The 23,706-nt window shown below is 71.2% G+C and carries 21 protein-coding genes; 12 read left to right on the top strand and 9 right to left on the bottom strand.

Translation table 11 applies throughout. The features are described 5' to 3' along the window. Positions 1–29 precede the first annotated feature (29 nt). The 5 genes from ACGFNN_RS08015 to ACGFNN_RS07995 form a co-directional block, all read right to left on the bottom strand. Positions 30–1,070 carry a LacI family DNA-binding transcriptional regulator gene (locus ACGFNN_RS08015; RefSeq protein WP_393553948.1) on the bottom strand — a complete coding sequence of 347 codons (1,041 nt, stop codon included), beginning with the start codon at positions 1,068–1,070 and terminating at the stop codon, positions 30–32. A gap of 74 nt (positions 1,071–1,144) precedes the next feature. After that, on the bottom strand, positions 1,145–2,317 hold the full coding sequence (locus tag ACGFNN_RS08010) for a fumarylacetoacetate hydrolase family protein (protein WP_393553946.1): 1,173 nt from the start codon (positions 2,315–2,317) through the stop codon (positions 1,145–1,147). Between the two features lie 10 nt (positions 2,318–2,327). After that, positions 2,328–3,128: an enoyl-CoA hydratase/isomerase family protein gene (locus ACGFNN_RS08005; protein ID WP_393553944.1), complete on the bottom strand. Its 801-nt coding sequence runs from the start codon at positions 3,126–3,128 to the stop codon at positions 2,328–2,330. Next, positions 3,125–4,219 (bottom strand): extracellular solute-binding protein, encoded by a 1,095-nt coding sequence (locus tag ACGFNN_RS08000; RefSeq protein WP_393553942.1) that lies wholly within the window; start codon positions 4,217–4,219, stop codon positions 3,125–3,127. The genes ACGFNN_RS08005 and ACGFNN_RS08000 overlap by 4 nt, the downstream gene beginning before the upstream one ends. Beyond that, entirely contained in the window at positions 4,216–5,424 is a 1,209-nt protein-coding gene (locus tag ACGFNN_RS07995; protein ID WP_393553940.1) for a CaiB/BaiF CoA transferase family protein, read from the bottom strand. The genes ACGFNN_RS08000 and ACGFNN_RS07995 overlap by 4 nt, the downstream gene beginning before the upstream one ends. A gap of 207 nt (positions 5,425–5,631) precedes the next feature. Between ACGFNN_RS07995 and ACGFNN_RS07990 the strand changes: the two genes are divergently transcribed. The 3 genes from ACGFNN_RS07990 (at position 5,632) to ACGFNN_RS07980 (ending at position 8,118) form a co-directional block, all read left to right on the top strand. Then, the gene (locus tag ACGFNN_RS07990; RefSeq protein ID WP_393553938.1) at positions 5,632–6,378 is read left to right on the top strand and encodes an SDR family NAD(P)-dependent oxidoreductase; all 747 of its coding nucleotides are present in this window, start codon (positions 5,632–5,634) and stop codon (positions 6,376–6,378) included. Beyond that, positions 6,375–7,445: an aldose 1-epimerase family protein gene (locus ACGFNN_RS07985; protein ID WP_393553936.1), complete on the top strand. Its 1,071-nt coding sequence runs from the start codon at positions 6,375–6,377 to the stop codon at positions 7,443–7,445. The genes ACGFNN_RS07990 and ACGFNN_RS07985 overlap by 4 nt, the downstream gene beginning before the upstream one ends. Positions 7,446–7,596: 151 nt before the next feature. Continuing rightward, positions 7,597–8,118, top strand: coding sequence for an O-acetyl-ADP-ribose deacetylase (locus ACGFNN_RS07980; protein WP_393553934.1), 522 nt, complete (start codon positions 7,597–7,599; stop codon positions 8,116–8,118). A 37-nt stretch (positions 8,119–8,155) separates the two neighbouring features. On the opposite strand, the gene ACGFNN_RS07975 is transcribed toward ACGFNN_RS07980, so the two are convergent. Next, positions 8,156–8,440 carry a hypothetical protein gene (locus tag ACGFNN_RS07975; protein ID WP_393553932.1) on the bottom strand — a complete coding sequence of 95 codons (285 nt, stop codon included), beginning with the start codon at positions 8,438–8,440 and terminating at the stop codon, positions 8,156–8,158. Between the two features lie 254 nt (positions 8,441–8,694). Between ACGFNN_RS07975 and ACGFNN_RS07970 the strand changes: the two genes are divergently transcribed. Next, a complete protein-coding gene (locus tag ACGFNN_RS07970; protein ID WP_393553931.1) occupies positions 8,695–9,447 on the top strand; it encodes a helix-turn-helix domain-containing protein in 753 nt (250 codons plus the stop codon). A 295-nt stretch (positions 9,448–9,742) separates the two neighbouring features. Here ACGFNN_RS07970 and ACGFNN_RS07965 read toward each other — a convergent pair whose 3' ends face one another. After that, positions 9,743–10,243: a hypothetical protein gene (locus ACGFNN_RS07965; protein WP_393554040.1), complete on the bottom strand. Its 501-nt coding sequence runs from the start codon at positions 10,241–10,243 to the stop codon at positions 9,743–9,745. Positions 10,244–10,363: 120 nt separating this feature from the next. Between ACGFNN_RS07965 and ACGFNN_RS07960 the strand changes: the two genes are divergently transcribed. The 8 genes from ACGFNN_RS07960 (at position 10,364) to ACGFNN_RS07925 (ending at position 21,896) form a co-directional block, all read left to right on the top strand. Continuing rightward, positions 10,364–11,320: a GlxA family transcriptional regulator gene (locus ACGFNN_RS07960; protein ID WP_393553929.1), complete on the top strand. Its 957-nt coding sequence runs from the start codon at positions 10,364–10,366 to the stop codon at positions 11,318–11,320. 137 nt (positions 11,321–11,457) lie between these two features. Beyond that, positions 11,458–12,456, top strand: a complete 999-nt coding sequence (gap, locus tag ACGFNN_RS07955) for a type I glyceraldehyde-3-phosphate dehydrogenase (protein WP_393553928.1) — start codon at positions 11,458–11,460, stop codon at positions 12,454–12,456. A 457-nt stretch (positions 12,457–12,913) separates the two neighbouring features. Further along, positions 12,914–15,442, top strand: a complete 2,529-nt coding sequence (locus tag ACGFNN_RS07950) for a Pls/PosA family non-ribosomal peptide synthetase (protein WP_393553927.1) — start codon at positions 12,914–12,916, stop codon at positions 15,440–15,442. Positions 15,443–15,446: 4 nt separating this feature from the next. Beyond that, a complete protein-coding gene (locus tag ACGFNN_RS07945; protein WP_393553925.1) occupies positions 15,447–17,927 on the top strand; it encodes an amino acid adenylation domain-containing protein in 2,481 nt (826 codons plus the stop codon). Positions 17,928–17,956: 29 nt separating this feature from the next. After that, positions 17,957–18,967 (top strand): TauD/TfdA family dioxygenase, encoded by a 1,011-nt coding sequence (locus ACGFNN_RS07940; RefSeq protein ID WP_393553924.1) that lies wholly within the window; start codon positions 17,957–17,959, stop codon positions 18,965–18,967. Positions 18,968–18,969: 2 nt separating this feature from the next. After that, the gene (gene sbnB / locus ACGFNN_RS07935; protein WP_393554039.1) at positions 18,970–20,037 is read left to right on the top strand and encodes a 2,3-diaminopropionate biosynthesis protein SbnB; all 1,068 of its coding nucleotides are present in this window, start codon (positions 18,970–18,972) and stop codon (positions 20,035–20,037) included. Positions 20,038–20,101: 64 nt separating this feature from the next. Then, entirely contained in the window at positions 20,102–21,139 is a 1,038-nt protein-coding gene (gene sbnA, locus ACGFNN_RS07930) for a 2,3-diaminopropionate biosynthesis protein SbnA (protein ID WP_393553922.1), read from the top strand. A 310-nt stretch (positions 21,140–21,449) separates the two neighbouring features. Continuing rightward, positions 21,450–21,896 (top strand): PPOX class F420-dependent oxidoreductase, encoded by a 447-nt coding sequence (locus tag ACGFNN_RS07925; protein WP_393553920.1) that lies wholly within the window; start codon positions 21,450–21,452, stop codon positions 21,894–21,896. A gap of 60 nt (positions 21,897–21,956) precedes the next feature. Here the strand turns inward: ACGFNN_RS07925 and ACGFNN_RS07920 are convergent, their stop codons facing one another. Both ACGFNN_RS07920 and ACGFNN_RS07915 read right to left on the bottom strand, forming a co-directional pair. Beyond that, entirely contained in the window at positions 21,957–22,742 is a 786-nt protein-coding gene (locus ACGFNN_RS07920; protein WP_393553918.1) for a polysaccharide deacetylase family protein, read from the bottom strand. Next, the gene (locus ACGFNN_RS07915) at positions 22,736–23,611 is read right to left on the bottom strand and encodes a DMT family transporter (RefSeq protein ID WP_393553916.1); all 876 of its coding nucleotides are present in this window, start codon (positions 23,609–23,611) and stop codon (positions 22,736–22,738) included. Before ACGFNN_RS07915 ends, ACGFNN_RS07920 begins: the two co-directional genes overlap by 7 nt. Positions 23,612–23,706 lie beyond the last annotated feature (95 nt).

Raw genomic sequence — 23,706 nt, 5'->3', positions numbered from 1 at the left:
CCCGTGTCGTCGCCGTCGCCGCCGTGGCCTCAGGAACTCTCACGCGCCACGACGCGGTGGCCGACGTCACGGTGCGGAGCCTCGACGTCTCCCCCGCGCATCCGGGTCAGCAGCAGCTCGGCCCCCAACTCGCCTATCAGGGAACCGGGTACGGCCACCGTGGTCAGCGAGGGAACCAGATGGCGGGCGAGCTCGAAGTCGCCGAAGCCGGCCACGGCGAGCGTGCCCGGCACGTCGATCCCGCGCCGCACGCACGCCTGGAGCGCACCCGCGGCGAAGACGTCGCTGGAGAACATCACCGCGTCGGAGTCCGGATACCGCTCCAGCACCAGGTCCAGCAGTGCGACACCGGTGTCCATGGTGACGGGCTCCGGGCCGGCGTCCACCGTACGCGGGTCGGCGCCCAGCAGTTCACCCACCGCCCTCGTGTAGCCGTCCAGGCGCTCCGCCGCGCGGGGGTCTCCCGAGGTGTGCCGGCCGGCGAAGGTGATCCTGCGCCTGCCCCGTTCCGCGAGGTGGGCCACCATCGCCGAGGCGGCAGCCGCGTTGGAGAAGCCGACCAGCAGGTCGAGGGGATCGTCGGACCAGCCCCAGGTCTCGACGACCGGTACTCCCGCGCCGCCCAGCAACGCGCGTGTCCCCGGGGTGTGGTCGGTTCCGATCATCAGCACGCCGTCAGGACGTCGTCCGAGGAAGCTGCGTAGCACCTCCTCCTCGTGCTCCGGGCGGTAGTCGGTCGTGCCGACGAAGATCTGGTAGCCGTGGCGGGCCAGCGCCGTCGAGAAGGCGTGCACGGTGTCCGCGAAGACCGACGCGTTGATCTGCGGAACGACGACGGCGACGGTGCGGCTGCGGTTCGACGCCAGATTGCTGGCGGCGAGGTTCGGTACGTAACCGGTGGCCGCGATGGCCGCCCGGACCTTGGCGCACGTCGCGTCCGAGACCGACAGCGGGTCGCGCACCACGCGGGACACCGTCTGGGCGGAGACCCCTGCCGCGGCGGCCACGTCCGACAGGGTGACCGAACGGGTCGCGGATCGCTTGCGGGGGCGGCTGGGCGGTGGGGTCACACCGGAGACGATATCCATCCCCGCGCCCGTCCTCCCCCCGGCCCGGTCCGGGCCGACGGGAGTCGCACCCGCCGTCACAGCGCTCCCCTGGCCGACAGCGACCGCATCAGATCGGCGAGCCCGAAGGTCCACGGTTCGCAGGACTCGCTCGACCGGATGCGGTTGACCAGCGCGCCGAGGCGCGGGGTGGCGACGGTGACCAGGTCACCGTCATGGTGGGTGAACCCCTGGCCGGGCGTGTCGCGGTCCTCGACGGGAGCGAACATGGTGCCGAGGAAGAGGACGGCCCCGTCCGGGTACTGGTGGTGCGGGCCGATCAGCTGGGCGGCGAGGTCCATCGGATCGCGGCTGATCGCCGTCATCGAGGACACCCCGTCGAGACGGTAGCCGTCCTCGCCCTCGACGGTCAGGGTCACGGCCGCCTCGCGGACGTCCTCCATCCCGAACCCGTCGTCGAACAGCCTCACGAACGGACCGAGTGCCGCCGAGGCGTTGTTGTCCTTCGCCTGGGGCAGCAACAGCGCGGAACGGCCCTCCACATCACGGAGGTTGACGTCGTTTCCGAGTGTGGCCCCCACCACCTCGCCGGTCGAGGAGAGGACGATCACCACTTCCGGCTCGGGGTTGTTCCACCGTGACCCCGAGTGCACCCCTGCCTCGGTGGCGCTTCCCACGGCGGCCAGCGCGGGCGCCTTCGTGAAGATCTCCGCGTCGGGGCCGATGCCGACCTCCAGGTACTGGCTCCACATCCCCTGGGCGACCAGGAGTTCCTTGAGGGCGGCCGCCTCGTCGGAACCCGGGCGCAGCGAGGCGAGGTCGTCCCCGATCAGTCCGCGGATCCGCTCCCGCATGGCGGCGGCCCCCGCGGCATCACCACGGACCCGCTCCTCGATCACCCGCTCCAGCATCGACACGACGAAGGTGACGCCGGCCGCCTTGACCGTCTGGAGGTCGACCGGTGCCAGCAGCCAGGGCAGTTGGGGCTCGCGTGTCTCCGGTGGCGTGTTGCCGAGAAGTTCGGCGAGCCCGGCGATCCTCTCACCGGTGGCCGCGCGCAGGGCCGAAGCGGGGTCCGGTGTCTCGCAGAGGTCGCGGACCGTGGCGAAGGAGGCGGTGACGTCATGGACGCCGTCCTCGCGCACGGCGACCACGGACGGTCCGAGGCCGGGGCGCCACACCCGGCCGACGAGAGCGCCTTCGGTGCCGTCCTCGGGCAGGGTGGTCGCGGCGTCGGGCCACTGGTTCATGTCGTTCCTCTCAGCGCTTGCGGAAGACGGGCGGCCGCTTCTCGGCGAAGGCCCGGCGGCCTTCCGCGGCGTCCTCGGTGGCGAAGCAGATGGTCTGCAGGTCCCTCTCGTAGGCGAGGGCCTGGTCCTCGGGCAGATTGCCCGCGGCACGCAGGTTGATCTTGGCTGTCTCGGCCGCCACCGGGGCCCTCGACGCGATCACGGTGGCCACGGCCGTAGCCCGGTCGAGCAAGGTCTCCGGTGTCACCACCTCGCTCACCAGGTGCCAGGCCAACGCCTTTGCGGCGTCGATGCGTTCACCGGTGAGCAGCATCAGCGCCGCGTTGCTGGGGCCCGCCGCCCGGTTCAGGAAGGCGGCCATCCCGCCGCCGCCTATCCAGCCGAGTGTGATCTCGGGCGCCCCGAAGGACGCGGTGTCCGAGGCGATCCGGATGTCGCAGGACAGCGCTGTCTCCAAGCCGCCGCCGAGGGCGTAGCCGCCGACCGCGGCAATCGTCGGGGTACGGGCCTGACGGATGGCGTCGCAGTAGTCGACGCGGTTGCGGAACTCCCAGGGCGTGCGGTAGCCGTCGAGCTCGCGGATGTCCGAACCGGCGCTGAACGCGCGTCCTCCGGCCCCGGTCACGACGAGCGCGCGGACGTCGTCCGTGGTGTCGCACCATTCGACGGCCCGGACCAGGGCGCGGGACATCCCGGGGGTGACGGCGTTGAGCTTCTCGGGCCGGTTCAGGGTGAGGGTCGCGACCCGGGCGGACACGTCGAGGAGCACGTGCCCGGTGCCGAGATCGGGCGGTGTGACGGTGTCGGTCATGCTCGTCCTTCCTTCGGGGCACGGCTCGTCCGGTACAGGGCGCGCATCCGGTCGAGTGCCGCCAGGTGTCCGGTCCCCCCGGTCAGGGCGTCACGTACGACGGCCGACGCCTCGGTCTGGAAGCGGATGTAGCCGGCGTGCCGGGGGCGCACCCATGCCTGTTCGCAGGTGGTGGTGGTGTTGCGGTAGAAGCCGGCGGCGACGACCGAGGGATCGGTCCAGGCGGCGCGTGCGCTCGGTTGTCCGCTGTGCCGGGGCAGGAAGTCGCGCTGGGCCTCCGGTGACATCAGCCACCGTATGTGGTCGACGAGTTCGGCGCCGGGCGTGCATCGGGTGCTGACAGCGAGGCCGGTTCCGCCGAGGGTGGAGCCGGGCCGGCCTCCGGGGCCGGCCGTCGGCGCGTCGGTGAAGGCCAGCCGGCCGGAGTAGGTGACGTAGCCGTACACCAGCGGGCAGTGCGCCAGCAGGTCCGTGTCCGTCATGAGCTCCAGGAGCCCGATAGGGTTGAGGGGACGGGTGACGGCCGGAGCGAGCGAGTCGATGTCGGCCATCAGGTCGAGTACGGCGAGCCCGGTGGCGTCGCCGATCAGCTCGTCCGGGTCGGTGGCCGGTTCCTCCCCCAGCGCCACGGCGACGGAGGCGAAGGTGAGGAAGGCGTGCGGTCCGGCGAGGGACAGGGCCACCGGGACGCGTCGCGCGAGGCCACGCACCTCGTCCCAGGTCGTCGGAGCGTCCCCGGCCAGGTCGGTGCGGGTCGCGGCGACCTGCGTGGCGGCGTCCAGCGGGAGTGCCCACTGCCTGCCGCCCATGGCGTACGAGCGCATGGTCGGGCCGATCGAACCGGTGCCCCAGCCCTCGAGCTCCGTGGCGGTGAAAAGGTCGTCCAGCGGCCGCAGGCATCCCGCGTCCAGTGCCTCGCCGAGGTGCGGATGGTCGAGCACGACGAGGTCGTAGCGGGCGCACAGGTCGTCGATCGGGTGCGACTCGAAGCCTTCCAGCGGCTGGACGGACCAGTCCACCAGCCCGTTCGCCGAGGCTGCCAGCGCGTCGTGGCCGCGCGGGTGGTCCCAGGTGAGTCCGGTGTAGGTCATGAGGTCTCCACGACGGTGCCGGCGGCGAGGAGTTCCTCGACAGCGGCCTCGTCGAAGCCGGCCTCGGCCAGGATCTCGCGGGTGTGCTCGCCGGTGAGGGGTGCGCCCCGGTCGATGCGCGGCGGGGTCGCGGAGAACTTGTACGGGAAGCCCGGCACCGTGACACGGCCCTCGGTGGGGTGGTCGTAGGTGACGAAGGTGCCGTTGTGCCGGATCTGGGGGTCGTCGACCAGCTCCGCGTAGCCGTAGACCGGTCCCGCCCAGATGCCGGCGGTCTCGAAGGCATCGAGCCAGTGGCGGGAGGGCCGGGTCAGCAGGCGGGCGGCAGTACGGGCGAAGAGCTCGTCGCGGTGGCTCCAGCTGTGCTTCTCGTCCTCCATGGTGAGGAAGCTGTCCTCTCCGATGATCTCCCCCAGGGTCTTCAACGGGGGGAACGCGAGGACGATGAAGCCGTCGGCTGTCCGGAAGGCACCGTAGGGCGCACGGATGTAGACGTGCGCGTGGGGTTCCTCCGAGCGGGTCTGCGGCAGGCCGCCGACGGTGTGGACCGAGAGTTCCTGCATCTGCAGAGTGGTGATCGCGTCGAGCATGTTGACCGTCACCAGCTGTCCCTCACCGGTGCGTTCCCGGTGCAGCAGCGCGGCCAGCACACCTTCGAACGCGGTGGAGGCGGTGACCGCGTCCACCAGGTACTGGCCCGCGGCGCGGGGCGCCTCGCCTTCCCGGCCGGTGGAGAGCATCGCGCCGGACATCGCCTGCAGCAGCAGGTCCTGACCGGGACGTCGGGCGTAGGGGCCGTCCTCGCCGTATCCGGAGATCGAGACGTACACCAGCGAGGGGTTGATCGCGGCGAGCGACGCGTAGTCGACGCCGAGGCGGGCGGCGACCCCGGGCCGGTAGTTCTGCAGGAAGACATCGGCGTCGGCCACCAGCCGCCGCAGCACCTCCTTGCCGGCCGGGTCCTTGAGGTCGACGGCGACCGAGCGCTTGTTGCGGTTGAGCGAGAGGAAGGAGACGTTGATGCGATTTCCGCTCGCTCCGCCGGCGGCGGCGTGCCGCTGCCATTCGCCGGTCACAGGTTCGACCTTGACCACGTCGGCACCGAGGTCGCCGAGGCGCTGCGCCGCGAAAGGGCCGGCCATGGCGATGGAGCAGTCGAGGACCCGGTACCCGGCGAGAACGCCGGGCTTGTCACGCGTGGTCATGGGACTCCTTGCAGCAGGCTGGGGGTGAGAGAGCCAGGAGGGGTGCGTGGAACTCGCCGCGCCGGGAGCGTATTTCGTGGTTCCGACATCTTTTGTTAGCGCTACCGGCAGCGCTAACATTCACGCTAAGCGGGCCCGGCTCGCAGTGTCAACGCCACGATCCGCCCTCTCAACGCCCGGTCGGTGCAGGGAAGATGGGAACAACCGATGAATCAACCGCAAGCCGCACTCGTGACCGGGGCCGGCGGCGCCCTGGGACGCGCCACAGCCGCTCGGCTGGCCGCCGACGGCCTCGATGTCGCCCTGCTCGATCGCGACACCGAGGCGTTGGAGCGGACGGCCGAGGAGGTACGCAAGGCCGGAGCACGGGCGCTCGTCCTCACCACCGACCTGCGTGACGCGGCGGCGATCGAGGCGGCCGTCGACCGGACCGCCGCCGAACTCGGCCCCCTGCGCGCCCTGGTGAACAACGCCGCCGTGTACCCGGCGCGCCCCTTCCTCGAAGTGCCGCTCGCCGAGTACGAGGAGGTCGTCGCGGTCAACCAGCGGGCCTACTGGGTGGCCGCCCAGGCCGCGGCCCGGCGCATGGCCAAGACCGGTGGAGGGTCGATCGTCAACATCGCCTCGATCACCATGCACGGCGGCTGGGACTCACTGGCCGCCTATGTCTCCACCAAGGGCGCCGCGGTGTCATTGACCCGCGCTCTCGCCCGGGAGCTGGGACGCGAGGAGATACGCGTCAACTGCGTCTCGCCCGGGGCGTTCCCGACGGCCGCCGAGGAGATCCACGAGGACCCCGAGGGTTACACCCGGCACGTGCTCGACCACCAGGCGCTGAAGCGGCGGGGGCGGCCCGAGGAACTGGCCTCGGCGGTCTCCTTCCTGGCGGGACCCGACTCCTCCTTCGTCACCGGCCAGACCCTGGAGGTCAACGGAGGGTGGGTGATGACGTGAAGCTCCACGGACGTGAACACGACCGCAACTCACTCGCCAGGCTGGCCGGCGATCTGAGCGCGGCAGGGGGTGTGCGCTCCGTCGTCCTCGACGACGGCACCGAACGCGGCATCCGCACACTGGAGTTCCGCACCGGGGCGGGGCTCGGCTTCGACGTGATGGTGGACCGCGCCATGGACATCGGCGGCGCGGAGTTCGAGGGCCGCGGATTCGGCTGGCGCTCGGCGACCGGCTTCCGCCACCCCGGGCTGCACGAGTACCGCGACGACGACGGCCTGTCGATGATGCGCAGCTTCTCCGGCCTGCTTCTCACCGCCGGCCTGGACCACACTCTCTTCGGGGCCGAGGTGGACGCCTCCCAGTACCGCTATCCGCCGCGCCGCACGGTCTCCAACGGGTTGCACGGGCGGGTCGCCAACCTCCCGGCCCGGCTCACCGGCTACGGCGAGCGGTGGCTGGGCGACGGGCGCTGTGTCCTGTGGGCGGAGGGCGAGGTGCGCCAGGCGGCGATCTTCGGCGAGCACCTGCGGCTCACCCGCCGTATCGAGGCCGATCTCGGCGGCACGGAGATCCGGCTGACCGACCGGGTGCGCAACGCGGGATTCGACCCGACCCCGCACATGTACCTGTACCACATCAACATCGGCTGGCCCTTCCTCGACGAAGGTGCCCGCTACGAACTGCCGGCGCACCGCACCGTGTGGCGGAGCGACAGCGTCGAGGAGCAGGGCGTCTCGAACACCGAGATGCCCGGCCCGCTGGGCGGCTTCGTGGAGCAGGTCTACGAGCACGAACTGGAGGCGGACGCCGAGGGCCTGGTCCGTCCGCGACTGGTCAACGACCGTCTCGGGGTGTACTTCGAGCTGGAGTACGACCAGGCGCAGTTCCCGGCCTTCTTCCAGTGGATGCATCTGCGCGAGGGCGCCTACGCGGTGGGTTTCGAACCCTCCACCCACCATGTCGCCGGAGAGACCGCCGCACGGGAGGACGGCTCCATGACCTTCCTGCAGCCCGGCGAGGAGCGCCTGTACACGACGATCTTCCGGGTGGGCCGCATCGAGGGCTGACCGCCCGCCTCGTATCCGCGCCCACCCCGGTGCGCCCTCCTCCGTCGAGGCCGGGCGCACCGGGGCCGGATCCGGTCCGGGGCGCAGGACAGGCCGATGCCGGAGCCACCGGATCCCGCACACCGCCGGAACCGCGCGGCACAATGGCGGCATGACGTCGGCATCGATCACTCTTGTACGCGGGGACATCACCGAGCAGCACGCGGACGTGCTGGTGAACGCGGCCAACTCCTCCCTGCTCGGGGGCGGTGGCGTGGACGGCGCGATCCATCGACGTGGCGGTCCCGCGATCCTCGCCGCCTGCAGAGATCTGCGGGCGTCCCACTACGGCAAGGGACTGCCCACCGGGCAGGCGGTGGCGACGACAGCGGGCAGGCTGCACGCCGAGCACGTGGTGCATACGGTCGGGCCGGTCTGGTCCCGCTGGGAGGACCGTTCCGCGCTGCTGGCATCCTGCTACCGGGAGTCCTTGCGGGTGGCCTCCGAACTGGGCGCCCGCACGGTCGCGTTCCCGGCGATCTCCACGGGAATCTACGGATGGCCTCTCGACGACGGAGCCCGGATCGCGGTGCGCACGGTCCGCGAGGCCGCGCGTCCTCCGGTCACCGAGGTCCGGTTCGTGCTCTTCGACGAGGAGGCGTACGCCCGCTTCGAGGAGGCGCTGTCCTCCTGACTGGTGCGTCGACGTGGAGGTCCGCGCCGAGATGACCTCAGAGGCCACGGTGAGCGGCCCACAACGCACCGGCCCGGTCGGCCGCGTCGGCGACGAGGGCCGCCAGTTCGGGTTTCTCGGGCACGGGGAACGAGACGTATCCGCCACGCCCTCCACCGACCGGCCGGCCGTACGCCTTCGCGGCGAGCCGCCCGTCCGGGAGGAGCCGGACGTTGAGGGTGTTCAGCACGAAGGTCTCACCGCGCCGGGTGTCCGTCCAGCGGAGCGGTTCCGGGACGGTCACATTGATCGCCAGGGCGCTCACTTCGAGATCGCTGTCCATGGACGGATGGTCTCACGCAGTTCGGCCAAGTGACTGACCCCGCAGCGCTCCACGCATCTGCTCGGGTCGAGTTTCAGAATGATGAAAAGCTACGTCGCATTCGTCGTTTCGACAACGGTCGCACGGCACCCGACCCGGCAATTCCACATGGAACAGAGCCCATTCGCCGCGAGGACCATCTGCATCGCGACCTGCGCCCAAGCCTCGGCCGTTGCAACCGTTAGGCTGGAGCACCCGACTTGAAGGAGCGCTCGATGCCCGGCGGCAGGCTCACGCACAAGGACCGTCAGCAGATCGCACTGGGACTGGCCGATGACCTCCCCTACGCCGAGATCGCCCGTCGTCTGGAGCGCCCCACCTCGACGATCACACGCGAGGTCATGCGCAACGGCGGCCCCGGTGGCTACCGGGCGGAAGCCGCCCACCGTGCCACCGAACAACGCGCCCACCGCCGCAAGGGCGCGTCGCCGTCGGTGCGCGGTCCGGAGGCGGTCGCCCTGCCGCACGGACGTGACCCTCGGGCCGTCGCCGAGTACGAGGAGCTCTACACCACGGTGATGTCGGGTTCCGGGCTCTCCCAGATGATGTCCCGCATCATGGTCAGCCTGCTCACCACCGACTCCGGAAGCCTCACCGCCGCCGAACTCGTCCAGCGCCTCCAGGTGAGCCCGGCGTCCGTCTCCAAGTCCATCGCCTTCCTCGAGAGCCAGTCCCTCGTACGCAGGGAGCGGGAAGAAGGCCGCCGGGAGCGGTACGTCATCGACGAGGATCTCTGGTACCAGTCGATGGTCGCCAGCGCCCGGTCCCTGCTTCAGCAGGTGGAGATCTCGCGCAAGGGAGTCGCCGTACTCGGCCCGGGTACGCCCGCGGCCACCCGTCTGGAGAACGTCGCCCGTTTCCTCGACTTCGTCGCGGAGAACATCGCCCGCTCCGCCGAGCAGGCGCGAGGCATCCTCTACAGCAAGCCCTCCGCCGACACCCCCGAACCGGACCCACGGGACCTCTGAGCCGCGGCCGCCCGCCTACGGCGCCCGGTTGAGCCCGGCCAGGCCCCCAACCGGCTCCTCCGGCAGGCTCTGACAGGATCGTGCCGACATTTCGGTACGAGACGGATGGTCGCGGCTGCCGTGCTCGACGCCGACGGGCTGTGGGCCGATTCGACGGACGACGTGCAGCTCCACTTCACGCTTCATGACCTGGTGCTCTCGGCCGAACAGCCGTGACGGTGGCACGCGCGGACCGGTGCGTGCCTGTCGGCCCCGCCAGGCACCCCCACGGGCAGGCACCTCAGGTGGTCCGGTCTCAGCGGTCGCCCGTGGAGCCGGAGAGCGGGGGCACGCACTCATGGCCGACGGTCCAGTGGCCGACGTTGACCAGGAGCGGCTCGGAACCGTCCTGGTTCCGGAAGGTGAATGTGACACCCGTCGGCTCCGCCCGCAGGGCGGACTGTCCGGGCGGTTGACCGGCCGTCGCGGGGACGAGCCGGCAGCCGGCCTCACCGAGCCCCGCCGTCACGTCGGCTCGGGTGAGGTGACCGCTCGAGACGGCGAGCCCCTTCGTGCCGGGGACGGGGAGCTCGATGACGTCCCGCCAGGTCTGGACGCTGATCAGCGTGACACGACGGCAGCGGCACACACAGAACTCGGCGTCCCCGTAGGAGAAGAGACGGGGCCACTGCCGCCGTCTGCTGACCCGGCCGATGTCCCAGGGCGGCCCGAAGGCCGCCACGATGTCGTCGAGCGCGGCACCGCAGCTCAGTGTGCCGAAGGCCGCGGTGGAGCCGAAGCCGGCCAGGGTTCTCATCGCCGTCACGCGGTGGACCATGACACGCGGCCTGCTCCGCCGTCCATCGGGTTGATCGAGCTCCGCGGAGTGCGGGCCGTGCTCGCGCCCTCGCACGCGCCGGACGCGTAACCTCGTCCCGTGCCAGCTTCCCGCCCGCATCGCGTCGCCGTCCTCGTGCTGGAGGGTGCGAAGCCGCTCGACGTCGGAATTCCGGCGCAGGTCTTCACCGAGCGGGCGAGCATGCCCTACGAGGTGCGGGTGTGCGGCGCGACACCCGGCCTCGTGGCCGGAGGCGACGGCCTCGCGTACTACGTCGCCGACGGCCTCGGCGCCCTGGAGTGGGCGGACATCGTCTTCGTACCCGGCTACCGGCACCCGGACCGCGACGATCCGCCGGGGCAGGTCGTCGACGCCCTGGTCGAGGCGCACGAGAGGGGAACACGACTCGCCGCCATCTCGACAGGTGCCTTCGCGCTCGCCGCCACGGGACTGCTCGACGGCAGGCGCGCCACGACGCACTGGCACTACACGCGTGCTCTCGCGGCCCGGCATCCGCTCGTCCAGGTCGACGAGAACGTGCTGTTCGTCGACGAAGGCAGCGTCCTCACCTCGGCAGGCGCGGCTTCCGGCATCGACCTGTGCCTGCACATCCTGCGGGGCGACCTCGGGGTCGCCGCGTCCAATCACGCCGCCCGGCGGTTGGTCGCCGCACCGTACCGCAGCGGCGGCCAGGCGCAGTACGTGCCGCGGAGCGTCCCCGAACCCCTCGGCGAGCGGTTCACCGCCACCCGCGAGTGGGCCCTGCACAGGCTCGGTGAGCCCCTCACCCTCGACAAGCTGGCCCGGCAGGCGGAGGTGTCGCCACGGACGTTCTCCCGGCGTTTCGTCGAGGAGACCGGCTACACGCCGATGCAGTGGGTCATGCGGGCGCGCATCGACCTGGCCCGGGAACTTCTGGAACGCTCCCAGCACAGCGTCGAACAGATCGCGGCCGATGTCGGACTGGGCACCGGCGCGAACCTGCGGCTGCATTTCCAGCGCATCCTCGGTACGACCCCGAGCGAGTACCGGCGCACCTTCACACGGGGCGAATGACCTGCCGGTCACCAGGTGGCGCGATCTTTTCGAACGGTGATGGCCGTGGCGGGATCCTTTTGAACCATGGCGATCCCGCCACTGTCCGCGACCCGGGACGCGGGCGACGCTGGTGGTGAACGAAAGGGACATCACTCATGACTCGCATCGCCATCAACGGATTCGGCCGCATCGGGCGCAATGTGCTGCGCGCACTGCTGGAGCGCGACAGCGCCCTCGAGGTCGTCGCCGTCAACGACCTGACGGAGCCCGCCACCCTCGCCCGTCTCCTCGCCTACGACAGCACCGCCGGGAGGCTGGGCCGCCCCGTCACGGCGGAGGGGAACACCCTCGTCGTCGACGGCCGGCGGATCACCGTCCTGGCAGAACGCGAACCTGCCCGGCTGCCTTGGAGCGAACTGGGCGTCGACATCGTCCTGGAGGCCACCGGCCGCTTCACCTCGGCCAAGGCCGCCCGCGCCCACCTCGACGCCGGGGCCAGGAAGGTGCTGGTCAGCGCACCGTCGGACGGCGCCGACGTCACGCTGGCCTTCGGGGTCAACACGGACGCCTACGACCCGGCCCTGCACACGATCGTCTCGAACGCCTCCTGCACCACCAACGCGCTCGCGCCGCTCGCCGCCGTCCTCGACGAAGTCGCCGGGATCGAGCACGGGTTCATGACGACGGTGCACGCCTACACGCAGGAGCAGAACCTGCAGGACGGCCCGCACCGCGACGCCCGCCGTGCCCGGGCCGCCGGCGTCAACATCGTGCCGACCACCACCGGCGCGGCCAAGGCGATCGGGCTGGTCCTGCCGGACCTCGACGGCAAGCTGTCGGGGGACTCCATCCGCGTACCGGTGCCCGTGGGCTCGATCGTCGAGCTCAACACGACCGTCGCCCGCGACGTGACACGCGACGAGGTGCTGGCGGCGTACCGTGCGGCGGCGGACGGACCGCTCGCAGGCGTCCTCGAGTACTCGGACGACCCGCTCGTCTCGTCGGACATCACCGGCAATCCGGCCTCGTCGATCTTCGACTCGGCTCTCACCCGTGTCGAGGGCCGGCACATCAAGGTGGTCGCCTGGTACGACAACGAGTGGGGCTTCTCGAACCGCGTGATCGACACCCTCCAGCTGCTCGCCGACGGCTGACCGGGTTCAGAAGCACCGGCCGTCGCCTCCCGCGAGGAGGTCTGCCGGCCGGTGCTCGGCGGCCGCCCCGTCCCGGTCCGTGCCGGAGTCGCCCTTGAGCGCGGTCGCGGAACGGGATGGTCAGCCGATGTGTTCGCCCCGGGCGGGGTACGCCTGCTCCGGAGGGCGGCGGGCCGCGTTCGACGGGGCACGCGGTGTAGTCGGCCACCAGCCCGCCCGAAATCATAAAACTTCCGCATATTGCGGCAAACCTTCGCACACTCGGTCCCGAATGCCTTGTAGAGAGTCCGCAAGCGGCTCACCACTCACATCGAGCTGCATTCAGGACGCGGAGAGTTCAGCCCGGATCCGATGGTCAGGCGTTGTTCGGCCTGCCCTGGATTCCTGCTGCCCGCCGTGCGACTCCCGCACGGCCGGATCGGATCGGGGCACCGAGGAATCGCGCGAAGGAGCCTCCATGACCGCCAAGCAGGTCGCCACCGGCGCTCCGCCCGAAACGAGTGCGCCGACGGGCCATGCCGGGCCCGGCACGCACGCGGCCGGAGCCGAGGAGCCACTCGCCCGGGTACTGGCCGACGTCATGCACCTCGACCACGTCTCGCCCGGCAGTCACTTCTTCGACGACCTGGGCGCCGACTCACTGGTGATGGCCCACTTCTGCGCGCGGGTCAGGAAGCACCCCGATCTGGCTCCGGTCTCGATGAAGGATGTGTACGCGCATCCCACCATCGGCTCGCTGGCCGGCGCGGCGCGGAGATCACGCGCACCGGCGCCGGTCGACGCCCCGCCTCCCGTACCGTCACGTCCCGAGCCCGTTCCCACGGGACGGGCCAGGTACGTCCTGTGCGGGACGCTGCAGTTGCTCGCCTTCCTCGGCTACACGTGGCTCGTCGCCCTGGCCGGCGTACGGGGCTACGAATGGATATCCGCCGGGTCGGGCCTGCTGGACGTGTATCTCCGCTCGGTCTCCTTCGGAGGAGCCGCCTTCCTCGCACTCGCCACACTTCCGGTCGTGGCGAAGTGGGTGCTCATGGGACGCATGCGGCCCGAGCGGATCCGCATCTGGAGTCTTCCGTACTTCCGCTTCTGGCTCGTGAAGACGCTCATACGCTCGAACCCACTGGTCCTCTTCGTCGGATCACCGCTCTACACGCTCTACCTCAGGGCGCTGGGTGCGAAGATCGGCCCGGGTGCGGCGATCTTCTCCCGTCGGGTGCCCTCGTGCCCTGACCTGCTGACGGTCGGGGCCTCCACGGTCATCCGCAAGGACGCTCTCTTCCCCTGCTACCGCGCCGACGGCGATCTGATCGAGACGGGTCCCGTGACGCTCGGGAAGGACGCGGTCGTCGCCGAGGCCGCTGTGCTCGACATCGGGACCTCACTCGGTGACGGTGCCAGGCTGGCGCACGCTTCCGCCCTTCACACCGGGCAGACGGTACCGGCCGGCGCGCACTGGCACGGTTCCCCGGCGGAGCCCGCGGGCTCGGAGTACCCGGTGGTGGCGCCGGCGGTCTGCGGCCCCGTCCGCAGGTCGTTGCACGGCGTGGTGCAGTTGCTGAGCGCGCTGCTGGTGTATCTGCCGCTGGCCGTGGGAGCGGCCGGCATGCTCCTCGAGGAAGCACCGCAGCTCGGCGCCGTGCTGGAACCGGGGCCCACCGTCCTCACGAGCTGGGAGTTCTACCGTGACGGTCTGGTGATCACGTTCGCGCTGGTGTTCGTCGTCCTTCCGCTCCTCCTGCTGGCCCTCGCCACCCTGCCGCGTCTGCTCTTCCGGGTGATCGCGCCGGACCGCGTCTACCCCCTCTACGGCATCCACTACGGGGTGCACCGCGCGATCACCCTGATGACCAACCGCCGTTTCCTGACAAAGCTGTTCGGCGACAGCTCAGCCGTGGTCCCCTACCTCCGCCTGCTGGGCTACGACCTCTCACGGGTGGAGCAGACCGGGTCGAACTTCGGGACCGACGTGAAGCACGAGTCTCCGTTCCTCAGCTCCGTGGGGACGGGAACGATGGTGGCCGACGGTCTGTCGATCAACAACGCGGAGTTCTCCAGCACCTCGTTCCAGGTGTCCCGGGCCTCCATCGGAGCGCGGAACTTCCTGGGAAACAGGATCGCCTACCCGTCACGGGGCAGGACGGGGGCGGACTGTCTGCTGGCCACGAAGGTCATGGTCCCGGTGCACGGTGAGATCAGGGAGGGTGTGGGCCTGCTCGGCTCACCGAGCTTCGAGATCCCCCGGTCGGTGCGGCGGGACAGCAGCTTCGACCGGATGAAGAACGGGCAGGAGCTCACGGACGGTCTGGCGGGCAAGAACCGGCACAACGGCGCCACGATGGGGCTGTACCTGCTGACCCGCTGGATGTACCTCTTCGTCGTCAGCCTGGTGATCTCGGGCTCTGCCGAGCTCTACACCTCGGTCGGCGCCTCGGCGGTCGCCCTCGGCAATGTCCTGGTCGTACTCGCGAGCGCCGCGTACTTCATCCTCGTGGAGCGGGTCACGACCGCTCACCACCCGCCGGGTCCGTTGTTCTGCTCGATCTACGACCCCCGTTTCTGGCAGCGCGAACGCTACTGGAAGGTCCCTTCGGAGTCCTATCTCCAGGCCTTCAACGGCACTCCGTTCAAGACCCTCGTCTGGCGCCTGCTCGGCGTCCGGGTCGGTCGCCGGGTGTTCGACGACGGATGTGCCCTGACGGAGCGCCGGATGGTGACCATCGGCAACGGGTGCACGCTCAACGCCGGCAGCGTCGTCCAGTGCCATTCGCAGGAGGACGGCGCCTTCAAGTCCGACACCTCCGCCATCGGGGCCGGCTGCACGCTCGGGGTCGGCGCGTTCGTGCACTACGGCGTCACGGTCGGCGACGGTGCTTCGCTGGCGGCCGACTCCTTCCTGATGAAGGGCGAGACCGTCCCGCCGCACACCCTCTGGGGCGGCAACCCCGCCCGTCACATCAACCGGGCCACGCCCGGGACGAGGAGCTGACACCATGGACACCCGCGTACGCACCCGTGAGGAGTACTGGCGCGACGTCCTCCTGGCCGGTGAGCCGACCACGGTGAATCCCTGGACGTCCACTCCGGCACCCGGCGCTGCCGTGGTCGAGGCGGTCCTCCCGCAGTCGCTGGTCACCGACCTGCGCCGGATGGCGGGAGCCATGGGCGTCTCCCCCACCGCTCCGCTGCTCGCCGCCCACGCGAAGGTGCTCTCCGCCCTGTCGGGTGACCCTGTCGTCACGACGGGGTACGTCGCCGGCACGGGCGAGCGGCCCCTGCCGTGCAGGCTGGCGACCGACACCCCCTCGTGGCGCTCGCTGTTGAGGCGCGCGGACCACGCGGAGTCGGTGCTGCTCGCGGAAAAGGACTTCCCGGTCGGCTCTCTGCGCGACGAGCTCGGCCTGCCCTCCACGGTGCCGGAGGTGGTACTCGATCCGACCGGTGCCGAGGGGACCGAGGGGGACGCGGTCCTGCGGGTGGGATTCGTCCCGCGCGCGGACGGGGCCCTGCTGCGGTTGCGGTACAGCACGGAGGTCCTCGACGAGCGCTGCGCGCGTCGGATCGCCGGATACCACCTCACCGCCCTCGGGCTCATCGCCGCTGATCCGGATGCGGAGCACGGACGGCAGAGCCTGCTCTCGCCGGACGAGCTCCGCCACCAGCTCGACGGACTCGGCGGGCCGCACCGCGAACTGCCGGACGTACGCTTCCATCAGTTGTTCGAGCAGCGGGTACGTGCGCACCCGGAGTCGGTCGCGGCGGTCCAGGGTGCAAGGCGGTGGACGTACCGCGACGTCAACACCCGGGCGAACAAGCTGGCGCACGCCCTGCTCGACGCGGGACTGAGCAGGCAGGACGTCGTCGCGGTGGTGTCGGAACGCAGCCTGGAATGGCTCGTCGCGGTCATCGCCGTCCTCAAGTCCGGTGGTGCCTACCTGCCGGTCGAGCCCCGCTTCCCGGCCGAACGCGTCGAGAGGATGCTCGACCGGGCCGGCTGCCACCTGGTCCTCACCGAGTCCGGCAGCACCCGGACGCTCGACACCGCTCTGCACTCGCTGCCGGAAGTCCGGACGCTCGGCATCGACGCGGTCTGCGAGGGGAGCGGCGAGGAGACCGATCCGGGCGTGCCGGTGGGCCCCTCCGATCTCGCCTACGTCTTCTTCACCTCCGGCTCCACCGGGGAGCCCAAGGGCGCGATGGTGGAACACGCGGGCATGCTCAACCATCTCCTCGCCAAGACCGGCGATCTCGGCATCCGAGAGGGTGACGTGGTCGCCCAGACCGCGCCCCAGTGCTTCGACATCTCCCTCTGGCAGCTGCTCTCCCCGTTGACGGCCGGAGGGCGCACCCTCCTGGTCGCGCAGGAGGCGGTGCTGGACGTACGGCGGTTCGTCGGCACGCTCGCCGACGGCGACGCCGCCGTGCTCCAGGTGGTGCCGTCCTACCTCGACGTGGTCGTCTCCTTCCTGGAACGTCACCCGCGCCGACTGCCCGCACTGCGCTGCGTCTGCGTCACCGGCGAGGCGCTGCGGAAGGACCTCGTCGAGCGGTGGTTCCGCGTCATGCCCGGGGTCCGGCTGGTCAACGCGTACGGGCTCACGGAGACGTCCGACGACACCAACCACGCCGTCATGGACCGGGCTCCGGACACCGAGGTGGTACCGCTCGGCCCCCCGGTCGCCAACGTGCGCGTCTACCTCGTCGACGAGCATCTCTCGCCCGTCCCCCTGGGCGCCCCCGGTGCTATCGCCTTCTCCGGGGTCTGCGTGGGCCGGGGGTACATCAACGATCCCGAGCGCACCCGGGCGGCGTTCCTGCCCGATCCCCACCGCGCGGGCGAACGGCTGCATCTGGGAGGGGACTACGGCCGCTGGCTGCCCGACGGCAGTCTGGAGTTCCTCGGCCGCCGCGACTCACAGGTCAAGATCCGGGGGTTCCGCATCGAACTCGGCGAGGTGGAGAGCGCCCTGCTCCGCCAGGACGGTGTGCGCGACGGAGCGGTGGTGGCCGTCGAGGGTTCCGGCCACGGCCGGCGCCTGGTCGCCTTCTGGACGGGCGGCCCCACTGTGACCACGACGGCCTTGCGCGACCGGCTGAGCGGCACGCTTCCCCCCTACATGATTCCGTCCGCCTTCCACCGGAGGGAGACTCTGCCGCTGACCGCCAACGGGAAGGTGGACCGGCGCGAACTGGCCGCCCTGGCCGAGCAGTCGGAGACCTCCGACGGGCACGGCGCGGACAGTTCCCCCCGCACCCCCACCGAACGGCGGCTGGCGGCGGCCTGGGCCGAGGTGCTCGGTGTCCCCGAGGACCTGGTGGGCCGGCGGGACGACTTCTTCGACCGCGGGGGCACCTCGCTGTCCGCGGTCCGCGTGGCCGTGTCCATGGACCGGGAGCTCTCGCCGAAGGACCTCGTCCGCCATCCCGTGCTGACCGACCTGGCGGCGCTGATCGACACACGTACCGACCGATGACTTCCGCCCACTTTCCGAAGGAGACGCAGATGCCTTCCATCGACACGACCACCCGTCCGCTCGGTCCGGTGCACGGGCCCGGAGGTCCCGCGAAAGTGCGGATACCGGAGGACGAGGACCCGGCCCGCTGGGTCGCGGAACACCGTGCCGGGATCGGTGACACGCTTGAGGAGCACGGCGCGGTCCTGGTCCGCGGACTCGGTCTGCGCACCGTGGACGACGTCGGGGCGGTCCTCGGGCAGCTCGGCGCCGAGCCGGTGACGGAGCGGGAGTCCTTCGCTCCCAGGGTCACCCACTCCCCGGGCATCCACTCCTCGTCCGCCTGGCCGCCGAACCAGCCGATGTGCATGCATCACGAGCTGAGTTACACGCTCGGCTTCCCCGGCCTTCTCCTCTTCGCCTGCCTCGGCGAACCGACCAGCGGCGGAGCCACCGGGCTCGCCGACGCGGCGGCCGTACTCGACGCCCTTCCCCGGGAACTGACGGAGAGGTTCGAACGGGAGGGCTGGCTCCTCACCCGCAGCTACAACGGCGAGATCGGGGCGACGGTGACCGAGGCCTTCGGCACCGACGACCGCGACGAGGTGGAGCGCTACTGCCGGAGCCACGCCATCGACTGCGCCTGGCAGCCCGACGGAACCCTGCGCACCTCCCAGCGGCGCGACGCCGTCATCACCCACCCGGCCGGCGGCCACCGCTGCTGGTTCAACCAGATCGCCTTCCTGAACCGCTGGACGCTCGCTCCGGAGGTGGCCGAGTACCTGGTCGACGAGTACGGCGTCGACGGCCTGCCGTTCAACACGTGGTACGGCGACGGCGCGGCCGTCGAGGAGGACGTCGTCCGCACCATCAACGAGGTGTACGAGGAACGGACCGTGCGCGAGCCATGGGTGGCGGGCGACCTGCTGTTCGTCGACAACATCCGTACGGCACACAGCCGTGAGGCGTACGAGGGACCGCGCGAGGTGGTCGTCGCCATGGCCGCTCCCACCGGTCCGGGCAGCTCCTCGCCGGCGACGGCCGGGACCGGGCGGCGATGACGATGACGGACCACACCACCGCGTCGGCGTACGCCGCCCCCGGGGAGGCCGTCGTCCCCCCGTTCGCCGTGATCTCGGGATCCCAGGTCAGGCAGGCTCTCGACGGCCGTGAGAAGGAGATCGTCGAGGTGGTCGAAGCCGCCTACCGGCTCCACGGTGCGGGACGGACGGTGAACCCGCCCTCCTCCTTCCTCCGTTTCCCCGACCGCCCGGCCTCCCGGATGATCGCCCTCCCCGCCTCACTGGGCGGCGAGTCGCCGGTGGACGGGATGAAGTGGATCTCCAGTTTCCCGGGGAACGTGACGTCCGGGGTTCCGCGGGCATCGGCCGTACTGATCCTCAACGACCCGGCCACCGGTTACCCGTTCGCCTGCATGGAGAGCTCGATCATCAGCGCGACCCGCACGGCCGCGTCCGCGGCAGCGGCGGCGGACCGGCTCAGCCGGGACCGGCCGCGCCCGACCCGGGTGGGATTCTTCGGAACCGGTCTGATCGCCCGTTACATCCACACCTTCCTGGTGGGTTCGGGCTGGTCGTTCGACGACGTCGGGGTGTACGACGTCTCTCCCGGCAGCGCGGCCGGATTCCGCGTGTACGTGGAGCAGTCCGGCAGCGCGGCTGCGGTCACCGTGCACCAGGACCCCGAGGAACTGATCCGGACCAGCGATCTGGTGGTCTTCGCGACGGTGGCGGGACAGCCGCACGTCCACGCCCCGGAGTGGTTCGCCCACAACCCCGTGGTGCTGCACGTCTCGCTGCGGGATCTCGCTCCCCGGGTACTGCTGGCCTCCACCAACATCCTGGACGACATCGAGCACTGCCTGAGGGCGTCCACCTCGCCCCATCTCACCGAACAGCTCACGGGTGGGCGGGACTTCGTGCACGGCACGCTCGACGACGTGATGGCGGGACGGGTGGCCGTGCCGGGCGACCGGCCCGTGGTCTTCTCCCCCTTCGGGCTCGGTGTGCTGGACCTGGCGGTAGGGAGCTATGTGCACGACCAGATATCCCGTGCGGGTGAGCTCCGCTTCGTCGACGACTTCTTCCATGAACGGAGTCGCTACGGATGACGGAGCCCCGTCCCGATCCGCCGCCCTGCCCGGGCGCCGGCCGCAACAGGAGGAGGAGTTCACCGTGTCGGTCATCACCGTCCCTCAGGCCTTCAACGAGGAGGATCTCTACGTCGACGTCGAGCCGGTCTTCGGCCGCTCGCTCCTCCTCAAGTGCGAGGGCTTCAACTTCGCGGGATCCATCAAACTCAAGGCGGCCGCCGAGATGGTCGCTTCGGCGGAGCGCGACGGCACACTGCGGCCGGATTCCGTCCTGGTCGAGTCCTCGTCCGGGAACCTGGGCGTCGCGCTGAGCATGATCGCGGCGAGCAAGGGATACCGGTTCATCTGTGTGACGGACGCCCGCTGCAACCTGGCCACACGGCTGATGATGGAGGCTCTGGGCGGCGAGGTGCATCTGGTGGGCACCCAGGAGGCCAACGGTGGGTTCCTCGCCGAGCGACTGGCCCATGTGCGGCAGTTGTGCGCCTCCGACGACCGGTGCGTCTGGCTGAGCCAGTACTCCAATCCGGCCAACTGGAGGGCCCACTACCGGACCACCGCGCCTGAGATCGCACGCGCGTTCCCGCACCTGGACGTCCTGTTCATGGGCGCGGGCACCACGGGGACCCTGATGGGTTGTGCCCGCTACTTCCGTGACCGGCGACGCCCCGTCCGGATCGTGGCGGTGGACATCGCCGGTTCGGTGGCGTTCGGCGGGGCACCCGGGCGCCGGATGATCCCCGGCCTCGGCATGAGCATGCGTCCGCCGCTCCTGGACGAGTCGTACGTGGACGAGGTGGTCAGGGTCGAGGAGACCGACACCATCCGCGCCTGCCGCCGTCTGGCCCGGCGAGGCTTCCTGTTCGGCGGCTCCACCGGCACGGTGGTGAGCGGAGCTGTCGACTGGCTGGCCCGGCAGGGGACCGATGACCTCACCGCGGTGGCGGTCGCTCCGGACCTCGGCGAGCGCTATCTCGACACCGTGTACCAGGACAACTGGGTCGAGGACCTCTACGGCAGCCGGACACTCGACGTCCCCGGCTCCGCCCCTGGCAGCGCGAATCTGACGGTGTCCGGGCCCGAGCCGGCCGCCCGCGCCGCCGCACGGGAAACGGGATGAGTGAGCGGGCCACCTCGGCCCGGCGGTCCGGCACCCCTCACCTGGTGCCGGACCGCCGGCACGAGGAGCGTGCGACACCCTCGGTCCTCGGTTCGCGAGGACTCCTGAGCCCGTCGTTCGCCGTCCTGCGTGGGCGCCCCGGGGCCGTACGCGAGGTCGCCGCCGCGGCGAGCGGTGATCCACACGGTCCGGCGAGGCCGACGAACGTGAGGAGTCGGTCCCGGTCCTGTGAACGAAGAGGCACCACTCCGCCTCGTCGGCTCCCCGCCACGAGGGCTTCCCCGTGATCATGGTTGTTAGCCTTTTCAGCATGACTGCCACGTTCGACGAAGCCGTTCGCGCCCGGCTGCGGGCACCCCACATCTGGTACGTCGGGACCGTGTTCCCCGACGGCGCACCGCAGGTCAGCCCGATGTGGGTGGATCTGGAAGGCGAGGGGGAGCTGAGCTTCAACACCTCGGTGGGCCGGGTGAAGGAGGAGAACCTGCGGAGTGATCCGCGCGTCTACCTCTCGCACGCGGACGCCGAGGACCCCTTCGACCGGGTGCAGATCAGCGGGGTCGTCGCCCGGTTCGTCGAGGGCGAGGAGGCGCGCACGCACATGGACCGGCTGGCACAGAAGTACCTGGGCAGCGAACGGTTCGAATGGCTCATGCCGGGCGAGGAGCGGGTCGCCGTGGTCGTACGTCCGCTCAAGGTGCGGCACATCGTCGGGGTGGAGCGCTTCCGTCCCGGCGGCCCCGTCCCCGCGCCCTGACCGTCGTCGGCCGGCAACATCCGTTCGCGGAGCCGGCCGCGCTCCCCCGGCCTGTTCCGTTCATGGACCCGGTGGTCCGATCGGGCGGGCGCGGACATCGCCGACTCCGTGCTCCGCCAGCGGTCCCACGCTCAGGCCGCGTTCACGGCACGCTGCGAGCAGACCCGGCAACGCCTCCAGCGTGGCCCGCCAGGCGCCAGGCGCGCTCCAGTTGTCCGCGTCGTGCAGGAGGACGGTGGCTCCCGCGCGCAGATCCTTCACGACCGACGCCCCTACCGAACGGGCGTCGGCGTCTCCCGTCCAGTCGCGGCCCCACGCCGACCAGAGCACCGGCCGCAGACCCGCGCGTCGGGCGGCGGCCAGCCGGCCGCCCGTCAGAATCCCGTAGGGCGGCCGGTACCACAGCGGATCGGCCCCGCAGACCCGGCGTACCGCTTCGGCCGCGCGCGCCACCTCCCGCAGATCGCGCGAGGGGTGCGGCAACCACGGACGGGAGTGGCGCCAGCCGTGCACGGCTACCTCGTGCCCTGCCGCCACGAGTGTCCGGCCGAGCTCGGGGTGGCGCGTGAGCGAGGTTCCGACGAGGAAGAAGGTGGCCCGGACCCCGTGTGCGTCGAGGAGCCGCAGGAAGTGCGGGGTGCTGGCCGGATCCGGGCCGTCGTCGAAGGTCAGCGCGACGTGATCGGCGCGGCCCCGTCCGTCCAGCGAGGGGGCGAGCGCCCTGCGCACGGGCGGAAGCCAGGTGGCGGCGGGGCCGATGTGCCAGGCGGCCACCGCTCCCAGCGCACACGCCGCCACGGCACGGGCCCGGTGGGAAGCGTCCGTGGATCCGATGTCCCTCACCATCGTTGCGCCTCCTTCCCCGAGACGAGCGGCGATCTGCTGAGATGCACGCAGGCGTACGCGATCAGACCGAGGGACGCTGCCTCCGGCAGGACGAGCAGGCCGAGTTCGATCCGTTCCTCGAACAGCGTGACGCCCAGGATGACGCTCAGCAACGCGTCCCCGAGGGTGAGTGCCGGCTGCGACGCCGCGAGCGAGCCCGACCTCAGGGTCACCTGGAGGGCCAGGAACGAGCCCAGGCCCACGGCCACCGCGGCATAGATCTGCCAGGTGGTGGGCAGGGCACCCGCTCGGCCGGACACCGTGCCGAGGCCGTCCTTGAGCAGCGCGGCGGTGAAGGCGAAGCCGATGGCCGTGGCCGACCCCAGCACGGCCGCTCGTGCGGAGCCCCGAAGCCCTCTGCCCACGACGCCCAGCACGGCGGACACGGCGACGGCGGGCACGGCGCTGACGGGCCACCGTCCGGGCGGCACGGTCTCCGTTCCGCCCGAGGGCGCTGCCAGCAGCAGGAACGCGGCCAGCCCCGCCGCCATGGCGAGGAACGCGCCCCAGGCACGGGCACCCGGTGGCCGGCGGAAGACGACAGCCGCGAGTACCAGGGTGAAGAGCAGCTCCGTCGTCATCACCGGTTGCACCACCGCCAAGGGGCCGGTCGCCAGGGCGGCAGCCTGCGCCACCCCGGAGAGGACCAGCATGCCCGCCCCCCACAGCCAGGCCGGGCGCCGGACCAGCCCCCGCCATCCCCGGGCACGGACCGGTCCGGCGCCCGCGGGCGGCGCGGGCTCGGCCGCGGCGGCTCGGCGCTGCAGCACGGAGGCCGCGGCGTTGCCGGTCGCGGCTACCAGTGCCAGGACGACGCAGAGGATGATCACGGAGCACCGGCCGGGGTCGCCCGGGCGTGCGCCGAGGGGTGCCCCGGCCGTCCGGCCGGCGGGCACCGCACAGCGGCGGGCGGGCACGCGGTGCG

This window comes from Streptomyces sp. NPDC048590 (assembly GCF_043199535.1).
In the GTDB taxonomy this organism is placed as follows: domain Bacteria; phylum Actinomycetota; class Actinomycetes; order Streptomycetales; family Streptomycetaceae; genus Streptomyces.
This window is presented reverse-complemented; position numbering and strand designations above follow the sequence as displayed.

Coding starts and splice junctions, on each gene's coding strand:
- ACGFNN_RS08000 (WP_393553942.1), bottom strand. CDS start 4,219: ATGACCTACACCGGACTCACCTGGGACCACCCGCGCGGCCACGACGCG.
- ACGFNN_RS07975 (WP_393553932.1), bottom strand. CDS start 8,440: ATGGACAGCGATCTCGAAGTGAGCGCCCTGGCGATCAATGTGACCGTC.
- ACGFNN_RS07990 (WP_393553938.1), top strand. CDS start 5,632: ATGAATCAACCGCAAGCCGCACTCGTGACCGGGGCCGGCGGCGCCCTG.
- ACGFNN_RS07920 (WP_393553918.1), bottom strand. CDS start 22,742: ATGGTGAGGGACATCGGATCCACGGACGCTTCCCACCGGGCCCGTGCC.
- ACGFNN_RS07925 (WP_393553920.1), top strand. CDS start 21,450: ATGACTGCCACGTTCGACGAAGCCGTTCGCGCCCGGCTGCGGGCACCC.
- ACGFNN_RS07980 (WP_393553934.1), top strand. CDS start 7,597: ATGACGTCGGCATCGATCACTCTTGTACGCGGGGACATCACCGAGCAG.
- ACGFNN_RS07945 (WP_393553925.1), top strand. CDS start 15,447: ATGGACACCCGCGTACGCACCCGTGAGGAGTACTGGCGCGACGTCCTC.
- ACGFNN_RS08005 (WP_393553944.1), bottom strand. CDS start 3,128: ATGACCGACACCGTCACACCGCCCGATCTCGGCACCGGGCACGTGCTC.
- ACGFNN_RS07965 (WP_393554040.1), bottom strand. CDS start 10,243: ATGAGAACCCTGGCCGGCTTCGGCTCCACCGCGGCCTTCGGCACACTG.
- ACGFNN_RS07940 (WP_393553924.1), top strand. CDS start 17,957: ATGCCTTCCATCGACACGACCACCCGTCCGCTCGGTCCGGTGCACGGG.
- ACGFNN_RS07950 (WP_393553927.1), top strand. CDS start 12,914: ATGACCGCCAAGCAGGTCGCCACCGGCGCTCCGCCCGAAACGAGTGCG.
- sbnB (WP_393554039.1), top strand. CDS start 18,970: ATGACGGACCACACCACCGCGTCGGCGTACGCCGCCCCCGGGGAGGCC.
- ACGFNN_RS08010 (WP_393553946.1), bottom strand. CDS start 2,317: ATGAACCAGTGGCCCGACGCCGCGACCACCCTGCCCGAGGACGGCACC.
- gap (WP_393553928.1), top strand. CDS start 11,458: ATGACTCGCATCGCCATCAACGGATTCGGCCGCATCGGGCGCAATGTG.
- ACGFNN_RS07970 (WP_393553931.1), top strand. CDS start 8,695: ATGCCCGGCGGCAGGCTCACGCACAAGGACCGTCAGCAGATCGCACTG.
- ACGFNN_RS07995 (WP_393553940.1), bottom strand. CDS start 5,424: ATGACCACGCGTGACAAGCCCGGCGTTCTCGCCGGGTACCGGGTCCTC.